This window comes from Ornithinibacillus caprae, from assembly GCF_009728145.1.
GTDB lineage: Bacteria > Bacillota > Bacilli > Bacillales > Amphibacillaceae > Ornithinibacillus > Ornithinibacillus caprae.
The window spans coordinates 62,094-73,922 of the sequence record NZ_WOCA01000015.1 but is presented as its reverse complement, the minus strand read 5'-3'; the positions used below and the strand labels follow the sequence as shown (position 1 = coordinate 73,922).

The window sequence follows — 11,829 nt, the reverse complement described above, 5'->3', positions numbered from 1 at the left end:
ATGATTCCAGTTACACGATTAAATGGTGAAGCTTTTGTATTAAATGGAGTAATGATTGAACAAGTACAAGCATTACCAGATACAACGATTACGTTACAAAATGGAAAGAAGATTGTTGTTAGAGAACCAGTCCAAGAAGTGGTTGACTTAATTACAACGTATTATCAAAAGGTTGGGATCCAGCAATCACTTAAAGAGGTGAGTGAGGCAAGTGAGTAAAATAGTAAAAGTAATGTTAACCTCATTATTAATCATTTTATTAATAGGTGGGATTACTACTGCAATCGTATTATATATGGTTAACGATAAAAATAATGATGAGGAACAAACAATAGATGATATCATTGAATATTCGTACACTACACCTGAAATCACAACGGATTTAAATGATGGAAGCTTTGTTCGAATTCAGTTTCAGATTGTGACGGATAATAAGAAAGCAAAAGAAGAAATAGAAAAACGAGATTTTCAAGTTAAAAATATCTTAATTAAAGAATTAGCAAAATTGAATGAGGAAGACTTCAAAACAGGGCTTCCAGAGCTTGAAAGCATTGTAATGAATAAATTAAATGAAGTTATGACAGAGGGAACTATTGCAGACGTTTATACCGTACAGAAAATATTACAATAGTAAACTACTCCGAAATGGAGGTGAGTATATTTGGTAGATGAAGTGCTTTCGCAAAATGAAATAGATTCACTCTTATCCGCATTAACTACTGGTGAAATGGATGCAGAGGAATTAAAAAAAGAAGAAAAAGAGAAAAAGGTACGCGTATATGATTTTAAACGAGCTTTGCGATTTTCTAAAGATCAGATTCGAGGAATTACTAGAATTCACGAAAATTATGCTCGGTTACTAACTACATTTTTCTCATCCCAATTACGATCATACGTAAACATATCGGTTGCTTCCGTTGATCAGATTCCTTATGAGGAATTCATCCGCTCGATACCGAATATCACCGTATTAAACGTATTTAGCGTTTCCCCTTTAGAGGGAAGAGTTATTATGGAAGTTAATCCCAATATCGCATATGGAATGCTAGATCGAGTGCTTGGTGGTAAAGGCGACAGCGTGAATAAAATTGAGAACTTAACTGAAATTGAGACTATCTTAATCTCGCAATTACTAGAAAAGGGATTTTCTAGTTTGAAAGAAGCATGGTCTTCCTTGCTCGATATTGACCCAGTACTAGAAGAGTTTGAAGTTAATCCTCAATTCCTGCAACTTGTATCACCTAACGAAACGGTTGTAGTCGTATCATTAAACACGACAATCGGTGAGACAAGCGGAATGATCAATATATGTATCCCACATATTGTACTTGAACCAATTATATCCAAACTTTCGGTGCAATATTGGATGCAAACTGCTACGAAGAAAAGAGATCCGGAAGCGTATGAGAAACTATCTACCAGCATACAGAAAGCAAACGTGGTAGCAAAAGCATTATTGGGGGAAACAACAATAAATATTCAACAATTTTTAGACTTAAATAAAGAGGATGTTATCGCGTTAAATCAGCAGATTGATCAACCTCTTACATTGAAAATAAATGATGAACCTAAATTCTATGTCCAGCCAGGTAAGTATAAAAACAAACTTTCCGTACAAGTGTTGGAAGAAATCAAGGAGGGGAATGAAAATGATGAATGATGGTATGCTTTCCCAAGACGAAATCGATGCATTATTAAATGTTGGGGGAAATGATGAGGAGGATAATGAATCAAACCAAACAGCGGAAAAAGAAACTCTCTCTAGCATAGAAGAAGATACTTTAGGAGAGATTGGGAATATTTCATTCGGAAGTTCAGCTACAACTCTTTCAACACTCCTCAACCAAAAAGTTGAAATTACAACTCCAATGGTTTCTGTGATTAGCCGTCAAGAGTTAAACAATGAGTTTCAATATCCACATGTGGGCATTGAAGTAAATTACGTTGAAGGATTTACAGGAGTAAATGTATTTGTAATTAAAACAGAGGATGCAGCGGTTATTTCCGATATCATGCTAGGCGGTGATGGCACTGGTGCAAGTGAGGAGTTAAATGATATTCACTTGAGTGCCGTACAGGAAGCTATGAATCAAATGATGGGTGCAGCTGCAACTAGTATGTCAACGGTATTCGAAAAGAAAGTGGACATTTCTCCACCTTCGATTTCGGTTAATCAAGTGGAAGAATCATTAAGTGCAGATAGTGATGAAGAATTATTTGTTAAAGTATCTTTTCAACTTAAAGTTGGAACATTAATAGATTCCAATATCATGCAAGTGATTCCTATTGACTTCGCCAAGCATTTAGTTGAAAGCTTAAGCAAAGAATCAGAAGAGGAAGTAGCTGCGGCGGTGGAACAATTAGACAAGCCACTAGATGTGAAGGTAGACCAGGAACAGAAAGTATCTGTGAAACAGGATCAAAAAGAAGAAGAGAGTAACCCACAATTTATCGGTAATTCAGTAGCAAATGATCCAACAAATATACAGCAAGCAGATTTTTCAAACTTTAATCAGGTGGAATTAAACCAAAACGAGCAACGTAATTTAGATATGCTACTTGATATTCCTTTGAAAGTAACGGTTGAGCTAGGTAGAACCAATCGTTCGATTCGTGACATATTAGATCTTTCAGCAGGATCAATAATAGAGCTGGATAAACTAGCAGGTGAACCAGTTGATATTTTGGTTAATGAAAAACTAATTGCCAAAGGTGAAGTTGTTGTTATAGATGAAAACTTTGGTGTACGTGTAACAGATATTATTAGTCAATCTGATAGATTATTGAAGTTGAAATAGGGGGAAGTAACATGAATAAGCGTATTTTAATAGTAGATGATGCAGCATTTATGCGAATGATGATTAAAGATATTCTAAGTAAAAATGGATTCGAGGTTGTTGGAGAGGCACAGGACGGTGCGCAAGCAGTTGAAATGTATAACGAATTAAAGCCTGACCTAGTAACAATGGATATAACGATGCCAGAAATGGATGGTATTACAGCATTAAAGGAAATTAAATCTGCTAGTCCTGAAGCTAAGATTATTATGTGTTCAGCAATGGGACAGCAAGCGATGGTAATTGATGCAATCCAAGCTGGAGCGAAAGATTTTATTGTTAAACCTTTCCAAGCTGACAGGGTAATCGAAGCGATTCAGAAAGCGCTAGCCTAGAAACGAGTGACTAAAGTGATAAATAAAGTTGGTTTTAGTTTTGTGTTTATACTAGTCTTACTCATGACTAATTTTTCATTACAGGCTGTAGCCGAAGAAGATCATGATAATGGAACAGTTGAAGAGATGTTTGGTGAAAATGAAGAAAATGAAAGTAATGCAAATGAATCGGACAGTGAAGACGGTGAGGTAGATTCTATACCTGGTGATTCAGGAAGTAATTCAATTAATAATGATGAATCAACTTCAACTAGTTCACTAGTATTTGATGTAATAAAAATGTTCTTTGCATTACTTTTAGTACTAGCACTTATTTACTTTTTACTCAAATTTTTAAATAAGCGCAATAAGTTGTTTAGTCGTGTAAAGGCGTTAGAAAACGTAGGTGGAATAAATTTAGGACCTAGTAAATCGATCCAAATCATTCGGGTTGGAAGTAAGCTTTATTTAGTAGGTGTTGGTGATAATGTAGAGCTGCTTCAAGAGATTACAGATCCAGAAATGATAAATGAAATAATATCTAGTCATGAAGAACAATCTAGTTTTTCTGCTAACAACTTATGGTCTACTGTTCTTCAGAAAACTAACCATACAAACCGTGCAACGAACGATAAAGATAAGAAGGAATTTAAGAATATGTTTTCTACTGAACTAGATAAGCTAAAACAAAATCGCAATACACTTAGAAATATGAATGAACAGAAGGATGAGCGACATGAATGAATTTATAGATATGTTTTCTAGTTCAGATCCTTCTAATGTTGCGACATCTGTAAAGTTAATTCTTTTATTAACTGTTTTATCATTGGCACCAGGTATCTTAATCTTGATGACTAGTTTTACAAGAATAATTATCGTACTATCCTTCGTTCGTACGTCATTGGCGACACAACAGATGCCACCTAATCAGGTGTTGATAGGACTTGCTCTATTTCTCACATTTTTCATTATGGCACCAACATTTAGTGAGGTATATGATGATGCATTACAACCATTATTTGATGAAGAAATAACGCTAGATGAAGCATATGACCGTGCAAGTACTCCAATAAAAAACTTTATGGCCAAGCATACGAGACAAAAAGACCTTGAGCTATTTATTAGTTATACAGATATGGAGAAGCCAGAAAGCATTCAAGATGTACCACTTACAACCCTTGTACCTGCATTTGCCATTAGCGAATTAAAAACTGCATTTCAAATGGGATTCATGATTTTTGTTCCATTCTTAATTATTGATATGGCTGTTGCAAGTGTATTGATGTCAATGGGGATGATGATGCTACCGCCGGTAATGATCTCATTACCATTTAAGATTCTGTTATTTGTGTTAGTTGATGGATGGTATTTGATTACTCATTCATTATTAAGTGGATTTTAATGAATTGCTATATTGGAAAAGGAAGGGTGGGTTTCGTTGAGTAGTGAATTTGTATTATCTTTAGCAGAAAAAGGAATATATACTATTTTATTAGTTACGGGTCCTTTATTAATCTTGGCGCTTGCAGTTGGTTTGCTTGTTAGTATCTTTCAAGCAACAACTCAAATACAAGAGCAAACTCTAGCCTTTATTCCAAAAATCGTAGCAGTTTTAGTTGGTTTGATTTTCTTTGGACCATGGATGCTGTCCAAAATGGTAGAGTTCACAGTAGATGTATTCCAAAACTTAAATAGGTTTGTAGGCTAAATTATGCTAGAACTGATAAATATTAATAGTTTTCCAGTTTTCTTACTAGTCTTAGTACGAGTAGCGGCATTTTTTGTAACCTTACCATTTTTTTCTTATCGAACGATTCCGCTACCATTTAAGATTGGCTTTAGTTTCTTTTTAGCATTTATTATGTTTTATACCATTGATGCTTCTGCAATTGTTATAGACGAAATGTATATTTTCTTAATTGTAAAAGAAATTCTTATTGGCTTATTAATTGGTTTAATTGGCTACATTATTATTTCAGCTGTGCAAATTGCGGGTGGGTTTATTGACTTTCAAATGGGTTTTGCAATCGCAAACGTTGTCGATCCCCAAACTGGTGCACAGAGTCCCTTAACAGGTCAATATTTTTATATTATTGCTTTATTATTTCTATTATCGGTTGATGGTCATCATTTATTAATAGACGGAATCGTAAATAGTTATAAATTTATTCCGGTTGATACATTTATACCATTTCAAAATGGCAATATTGCAGAATTTGTCATTCAAGCTTTCAGTAAAATGTTTTTAATCGCTTTTCAAATTGCGATACCTATTGTTGGCTGTCTATTCCTAGTTGATGTTGCGTTGGGGATCATTGCTAGGACGGTTCCACAATTAAACGTTTTTGTTGTTGGATTACCACTAAAAATATTAGTGAGCTTTGTAGCTATCTTTGTTTTCTTAAGTCTTTACATGGTACTGGTAAAAAATTTATTCGGACTTATGTTTGAAACAATGCGTGGTCTTATGCAATTATTCGGAGGTGCTTAGGTTGAAGCAATTACAACTTGACCTACAATTCTTTGCAGGTGAAAAAACAGAAAAAGCTACCCCGAAGAAAAGACAAGATGAGCGTAAAAAAGGGAAAGTTGCCAAAAGCCAAGATGTGAATACAGCCATTTTATTATTATTTTCCTTTATTATATTGTTTGTTTTTGGTGGCTTCATGAAAAATGGTATGACTACGTTATATCAACAATCCTTTACAGAATATATTCACTGGGATCTTACACCGAATACGGTACACCAAATATTTGTAGAAGGTTCTATCGAAACAGCTAAAATACTCGCACCTATTATGTTGATTGCACTAATTGCTGGATTGGCCTCGAATTTAACACAAATAGGCTTTCTATTTACAACCGAGCCATTAAAATTTGATTTAAAGAAGATAGATCCTATCCAAGGTGCAAAACGTATATTTTCTATCCGGGCACTAGTAGAATTACTAAAATCTTTCTTTAAAATCGGATTTATTGGAGCAATTACGTTTGCGATTATTTGGATCTATAAAGATGAAATGATGATGACGGCCTTTAAGGATGTAAATAGTTCATTAGCGTTTTTCGGGAATGTAACGATGATCATGGGGATCGCTGCTACAATTGCTTTACTGTTTTTATCTGTTTTTGATTATGCTTATCAGCGTTATGATTTTGAAAAAAATATGCGTATGTCAAAACAAGATGTAAAGGACGAGTATAAAAACATCGAAGGGGACCCTTTAATTAAGTCGAAAATTAAAGAAAGACAACGACAAATGGCAATGCGTCGGATGATGAGTGAAGTTCCAAATGCCGATGTTGTTATTACAAACCCAACCCACTTTGCCATCGCTATTAAATACGATGAAGATAAGGCGGGTGCGCCATATGTTGTGGCAAAAGGGGTCGACCACCTTGCATTTCGTATAAGGGAAATTGCAAAAGCACACGATGTTGTTACCGTAGAGAATAGACCACTCGCCAGGTCTTTATATGACAAGGTTGAAATTGGCGATATTATACCAGAAGAATTTTACCAAGCTGTAGCGGAAGTTTTAGCATATGTTTACCGTTTGGACAAAAAAGTTAGGTAATTAAGGAGAGAGACATTCATGAAGGCACGTGATTTTTCCGTACTTTTAGGCGTTATTTTAATAATCGTTATGTTAGTTATTCCTTTACCGGGCTGGCTATTAAGTATTCTCATTTTATTTAATATTACTCTTGCGTTAATTGTCATTCTTGTGTCTATGAATACTCAAGATGCATTACAATTTTCTATTTTTCCTTCTCTCCTATTACTATTAACCTTATTCCGATTAGGGCTAAATGTTTCGACGACGAGATCTATTTTGTCTGAGGCTGATGCTGGTGGTGTAGTTGATACGTTTGGTTCATTTGTTATTGGAGATAGTGCACTAGTCGGATTTGTAGTATTTGTTATTTTAGTTATTATCAATTTCCTCGTAATTACCAAAGGTTCCGAGCGTGTTTCCGAAGTTGCTGCTCGTTTCTCATTAGATGCTATGCCAGGGAAACAAATGAGTATCGATGCTGATTTAAATGCAGGTCTAATATCTGAACAAGAAGCCAAAGAAAGAAGAAAAACCGTTGAAGATGAAGCTGATTTTCATGGAGCAATGGATGGTGCTAGTAAGTTTGTAAAAGGAGACGCCATTGCAGGTATCATTATTGTTTTAATTAATATTTTATTTGGTTTAATTATTGGTATGGTTCAGATGGAAATGTCTTTTGGAGAAGCCATTAATACGTTTATGCGATTAACAGTTGGGGATGGATTAGTAAGTCAAATTCCTGCGCTACTCATATCTACGGCAACTGGTATTGTTGTAACTCGTACCTCGTCATCTGGAAATAATTTAGGTAGTGATGTATCTGAACAGCTACTAAGATACCCTAAGTTATTGTTTATTGCAGCTGGAACCATCTTCTTATTAGGTTTAACACCAATAAACTTTTTCCTCACAACCATGATTGCTGCATTTTTAGCTTTAGGTGGCTACTTATTGCTACAACAAACAAAGGAGCCAGAAATCAAAGATGTAGAACAGGAAGATGAAACAGAAAGTTCTGAAATGAAAACACAAGAAAACGTAGTCAACTTAATCAATATGGATCCAATTGAATTTGAATTTGGTTATTCATTAATCCCATTGGTTGATGCCAAGCAGGGTGGGGATTTATTAGATCGTGTGATTATGATTCGTAGACAGCTTGCTATTGAACTTGGGATTGTTATACCCGTCGTAAGAATACGTGATAATATTCAGCTTAATCCAAATGAGTATCGATTAAAAATAAAAGGAAATGAAGTAGCTCAAGGTGAATTACTGCTCGATCATTTCCTAGCTATGACACCTGAGATGGATGATGACATGATTGAAGGTATAGATACGCAAGAACCAGCATTTGGATTACCAGCAAAGTGGATTAGTGAAGAGCATAAGGATGAAGCGGAGCTCTCCGGCTACACGGTAGTAGATCCTCCTTCTGTTGTTTCTACGCATATTACAGAAGTAATAAAACAGCATGCACACACACTATTAGGAAGACAAGAAACAAAAGAATTAATTGATCATTTAAAAGAAAGTTATCCAATTTTAGTAGAGGAAGTTACACCAGAGCCTTTAGCAATTGGTGATATTCAAAAAGTATTAAGCAAACTACTAAGAGAAAATATTTCCATACGAAACTTACCTATTATCTTTGAAACGTTAGCTGACTTTGCAAAATTGACGAATGATCCAGAATTGTTAGGGGAGTATGTAAGACAGGCATTATCTTCACAAATAACGAAACAATATGTTAATGATGATATGTCATTAAGAGTCATTACTGTTTCTGGAAAAGTAGAAAAAATAATCGCAGAAAATATTCAACAAACAGAGCATGGAAATTATTTGGCATTAGATCCTGATTCACAACAGGCAATAATTAAAACCATTCACGAAGAGGTAGAGAAACTAACATTGCAAGAGGAGAATGCGATTGTTTTATGCTCACCGGCAATACGCATGTATTTAAAACAGTTACTTGACCGATTCTTACCGCAAGTTATTGTTTTATCCTATAATGAATTAGAACCAAATGTACAAGTTCAAAGCGTTGGAGTGGTGAATGTAGCATGAAGGTAAAAAAATTCGTAGCGCCAACGATGCCAGAGGTAATGAGCATCGTACGAAAAGAACTAGGTCCAGATGCAGTAATCTTGAATTCAAAGGAGATTCAAGACGGAGGGTTTTTGGGGTTATTTAAAAAGAAGAAAATAGAAGTTGTTGCTGCACTTGATAAACAACCGCTACCAGAAAAACCAAGAAAACAACCAGTTATACCCAAACCTCAAACAAGCATATCAAAGGAAACAGTTTCATCAGATAAACGTAATACAGATATATTGGATGAAATCAAATATTTGAAAAAGATTATGCAGCAACAGGCTGAACAGAAAAATTATCAATTTGATGTGGACTATCAAGTCGTTTATCAGTTTTTAATAGATCAAGAAATAGACCAAGACATTGCTAAAAAAATTGTTCAAGCGGTTGTTCAGCAGCATAAGGCAGCTTCAAATCCTATTAGTGCTCCATCAATTATACAGGATGTACGTTTAGAAATTGAAAATCAATTACGTTCATTATCGTTTGAAGGGATTACGTATAATAAAAAAATTGTACAATTTGTCGGTCCAACGGGTGTAGGGAAAACAACAACTTTAGCTAAAGTAGCAGCACACAGTATGCTAAAGGATAAGAAAAGGGTTGCCTTTATCACAATGGACACGTATCGTATTGCTGCAATTGAACAATTAAAAACATATGCAAAAATCTTAGACGTTCCAATCGAGGTTGCATATTCGATTGATGAATATAAAGAAAAAGTACAGCAATTCAATGATTATGATTTGATTTTGGTTGATACTGCGGGAAGAAATTTCCGTGATGAAAAGTATGTTAGGGAGCTAAGAGAGAATATCAATATTACGGAAGATGTCGAGACATTTTTAGTTCTTTCATTAACCGCAAAGCCTAAGGATTTAATTGATATCTACAATAGTTTCTATCATATACCGATAAAAGAAATAATCTTTACTAAAATTGATGAAACAAGACAGTATGGGAGTATGTTAAATATAGCAATTGAAAAACAAGTAGGAGTTGCTTATCTAGCGAATGGACAAGATGTTCCAGATGATCTTATCCAACCAACACCTAAAAAAATTAGCGACTTTATAGTAGGTGAATTTAGTGAAGCATGATCAAGCTGAAAGTCTTCGACGACAATTTGAAATTTTACAAAACCCTAAACAAGCAAAAACGATCTCGTTTGTAAGTGGAAAGGGTGGAGTTGGGAAATCTAACACTGCTTTAAACTTTTCATTAGAATTATGTAGAAATGACAAAAAAGTACTATTAATTGATTTGGATATAGGAATGGGGAATATTGAGATACTACTTGGCTTACATTCTCAATACACAATAGTAGATATGTTACAGGAACAATTACCCATTTATGACATTATTGAGACAGGTCCCAATAATTTATCTTATATTTCTGGTGGAACAGGCTTAAATGATATTTTCTCGTTGGATCAAACTGAGTTAGATTACTTCTTTGTTCAGTATCATAAGATTTCTAAAATGTATGACTTTATTGTATTTGATATGGGAGCTGGAGCAACTCCAACTAGTATGGCATTTGTACTCGCTGCTGATGAGTGTATAGTTGTTACTACACCTGAGCCAACCTCGATCACAGATGCTTATAGCATGATTAAACATATTGTGAAAGAACAGCCCGGATTATCTATGTATGTACTCATGAATCGCTCTCAGTCACAAAAAAGTGGTACAAAGGCTCTAGAAAGATTTCAGCGAGTGGTTAAACAGTTTTTAAAAAAAGACATACAGCTTTTAGGAATTCTACCAGATGATCAAGTTGTTTCAACTGCAGTAATTCGCCAAGTTCCTTATAGTATTTTTAATAAAAAGGCAGCAGTTTCAAAAGCGCTGAAATTGTTAATTAAAAACTATATTTCAGATTCCGCAACACAAACTGCGAATGAACCGGTATCATTTATACAGAAATTCAAACGACTAATTAGAGAGAGGTAACCGTTGTGAAACCTATTCGTGTTATTGTAGTGGATGATTCGGCATTTATGCGCAAAATGATAACAGACATTTTAGAAAGTGATAATCGAATAAATGTGATTGCTACAGCTCGAAATGGTGAAGAGGGCATACAGAAGATAAAGAGATGGAAGCCGGATGTTGTAACGTTAGATGTAGAAATGCCTAAAATGGATGGCATTACTGCTTTAGCAACGATCATGAAGGAAAATCCGTTACCTATCGTTATGCTTTCAAGCGTAACTGCTGAAGGAGCTTCGAAAACTGTTCAAGCAATTTCAAATGGTGCGGTTGACTTCATTACCAAGCCGTCTGGTTCTATTTCTTTAGACATAAATACGATTAAACAAGAAATAATTGATAAGGTGTTAGCAGCTTCACAAGCTCAATTAACAACACAAACAAGGCATGTGAAGCCACACCCTAAACTACAACAAGCTCAACAGCCACATAAGAAATCAATCATTGCCATTGGATCTTCTACAGGTGGACCTAGGGCATTGCAAACAGTTCTAACTAGTTTACCAGTGGAATTTGATACACCGATATTAATTGCCCAACATATGCCTCGGGGGTTTACGAAGTCACTTGCTGAACGACTGAATATTAAAACCCATATCCATGTAAAAGAAGCAACGCATGGAGAAATCATCAAGGACCGAACAGCATATATTGCACCGGGAAGCTTTCATATGAAAATTCGAAATGTTGGTACAGCGTATGCAATTGAATTATCTGAAGAAAGCCAAGGTTATTTACATAAGCCTTCGGTAGATGTTCTATTTGAATCACTTACTAATATGAAGCGAGTAAATAAAATAGCAGTTGTATTAACTGGAATGGGTAGTGATGGTTCCGTTGGGGTCAAACGGTTAAAGGATGTAGATCCTAATACGATTGTTATTGCTGAATCTGAAGAATCTTCCGTTGTCTATGGTATGCCAAAATCAGCCATCAAAACAAACGTGGTTAATTATATACTACATATTCAACAGGTTGGACAAATGATAGATTCTATAACAAAGCGTTTAGTTTAGGGGGGAA

At 35.0% G+C, this 11,829-nt stretch carries 14 protein-coding genes; all 14 read left to right on the top strand.

From position 1 onward, the window contains the following. The 14 genes from GMD78_RS16280 to GMD78_RS16215 are packed head-to-tail and all read left to right on the top strand — an operon-like array spanning window position 1 to window position 11,822. Window positions 1-219 carry a flagellar FlbD family protein gene (locus tag GMD78_RS16280; protein WP_155670184.1) on the top strand — a complete coding sequence of 73 codons (219 nt, stop codon included), beginning with the start codon at window positions 1-3 and terminating at the stop codon, window positions 217-219. After that, window positions 212-631: a flagellar basal body-associated protein FliL gene (gene fliL, locus GMD78_RS16275; RefSeq protein ID WP_343042392.1), complete on the top strand. Its 420-nt coding sequence runs from the start codon at window positions 212-214 to the stop codon at window positions 629-631. Before GMD78_RS16280 ends, fliL begins: the two co-directional genes overlap by 8 nt. A 30-nt stretch (window positions 632-661) precedes the next feature. After that, window positions 662-1,660, top strand: coding sequence for a flagellar motor switch protein FliM (fliM, locus tag GMD78_RS16270; RefSeq protein WP_155670182.1), 999 nt, complete (start codon window positions 662-664; stop codon window positions 1,658-1,660). Continuing rightward, on the top strand, window positions 1,650-2,798 hold the full coding sequence (gene fliY, locus GMD78_RS16265) for a flagellar motor switch phosphatase FliY (RefSeq protein ID WP_155670180.1): 1,149 nt from the start codon (window positions 1,650-1,652) through the stop codon (window positions 2,796-2,798). Before fliM ends, fliY begins: the two co-directional genes overlap by 11 nt. Window positions 2,799-2,809: 11 nt before the next feature. After that, window positions 2,810-3,172 (top strand): response regulator, encoded by a 363-nt coding sequence (locus GMD78_RS16260; RefSeq protein WP_155670178.1) that lies wholly within the window; start codon window positions 2,810-2,812, stop codon window positions 3,170-3,172. Window positions 3,173-3,187: 15 nt separating this feature from the next. Continuing rightward, window positions 3,188-3,895: a flagellar biosynthetic protein FliO gene (locus GMD78_RS21890; protein WP_196493847.1), complete on the top strand. Its 708-nt coding sequence runs from the start codon at window positions 3,188-3,190 to the stop codon at window positions 3,893-3,895. Further along, window positions 3,888-4,553 (top strand): flagellar type III secretion system pore protein FliP, encoded by a 666-nt coding sequence (gene fliP, locus GMD78_RS16250; protein ID WP_155670173.1) that lies wholly within the window; start codon window positions 3,888-3,890, stop codon window positions 4,551-4,553. The genes GMD78_RS21890 and fliP overlap by 8 nt, the downstream gene beginning before the upstream one ends. Before the next feature lie 36 nt (window positions 4,554-4,589). Further along, window positions 4,590-4,859, top strand: coding sequence for a flagellar biosynthesis protein FliQ (gene fliQ, locus GMD78_RS16245; protein WP_155670171.1), 270 nt, complete (start codon window positions 4,590-4,592; stop codon window positions 4,857-4,859). A gap of 3 nt (window positions 4,860-4,862) precedes the next feature. After that, window positions 4,863-5,642 (top strand): flagellar biosynthetic protein FliR, encoded by a 780-nt coding sequence (fliR, locus tag GMD78_RS16240; protein ID WP_155670169.1) that lies wholly within the window; start codon window positions 4,863-4,865, stop codon window positions 5,640-5,642. 1 nt (window position 5,643) lies between these two features. Then, entirely contained in the window at window positions 5,644-6,729 is a 1,086-nt protein-coding gene (gene flhB / locus GMD78_RS16235) for a flagellar biosynthesis protein FlhB (RefSeq protein ID WP_155670167.1), read from the top strand. Between the two features lie 18 nt (window positions 6,730-6,747). Continuing rightward, window positions 6,748-8,784, top strand: a complete 2,037-nt coding sequence (gene flhA / locus GMD78_RS16230) for a flagellar biosynthesis protein FlhA (RefSeq protein ID WP_155670164.1) — start codon at window positions 6,748-6,750, stop codon at window positions 8,782-8,784. After that, complete coding sequence (flhF, locus tag GMD78_RS16225; RefSeq protein WP_155670162.1) at window positions 8,781-9,911, top strand: flagellar biosynthesis GTPase FlhF; 1,131 nt, start codon at window positions 8,781-8,783, stop codon at window positions 9,909-9,911. The genes flhA and flhF overlap by 4 nt, the downstream gene beginning before the upstream one ends. After that, the gene (locus GMD78_RS16220; RefSeq protein ID WP_343042391.1) at window positions 9,901-10,767 is read left to right on the top strand and encodes a MinD/ParA family protein; all 867 of its coding nucleotides are present in this window, start codon (window positions 9,901-9,903) and stop codon (window positions 10,765-10,767) included. The genes flhF and GMD78_RS16220 overlap by 11 nt, the downstream gene beginning before the upstream one ends. 5 nt (window positions 10,768-10,772) lie before the next feature. Further along, a complete protein-coding gene (locus GMD78_RS16215; RefSeq protein ID WP_343042390.1) occupies window positions 10,773-11,822 on the top strand; it encodes a protein-glutamate methylesterase/protein-glutamine glutaminase in 1,050 nt (349 codons plus the stop codon). Window positions 11,823-11,829 lie beyond the last annotated feature (7 nt).

Excerpts from the sequence above, each read along its gene's own strand:
- GMD78_RS16280 (WP_155670184.1), top strand. The coding sequence starts at position 1 with ATGATTCCAGTTACACGATTAAATGGTGAAGCTTTTGTATTAAATGGA.
- fliY (WP_155670180.1), top strand. The coding sequence starts at position 1,650 with ATGATGAATGATGGTATGCTTTCCCAAGACGAAATCGATGCATTATTA.
- GMD78_RS16260 (WP_155670178.1), top strand. The coding sequence starts at position 2,810 with ATGAATAAGCGTATTTTAATAGTAGATGATGCAGCATTTATGCGAATG.
- fliP (WP_155670173.1), top strand. The coding sequence starts at position 3,888 with ATGAATGAATTTATAGATATGTTTTCTAGTTCAGATCCTTCTAATGTT.
- fliR (WP_155670169.1), top strand. The coding sequence starts at position 4,863 with ATGCTAGAACTGATAAATATTAATAGTTTTCCAGTTTTCTTACTAGTC.
- flhA (WP_155670164.1), top strand. The coding sequence starts at position 6,748 with ATGAAGGCACGTGATTTTTCCGTACTTTTAGGCGTTATTTTAATAATC.
- flhF (WP_155670162.1), top strand. The coding sequence starts at position 8,781 with ATGAAGGTAAAAAAATTCGTAGCGCCAACGATGCCAGAGGTAATGAGC.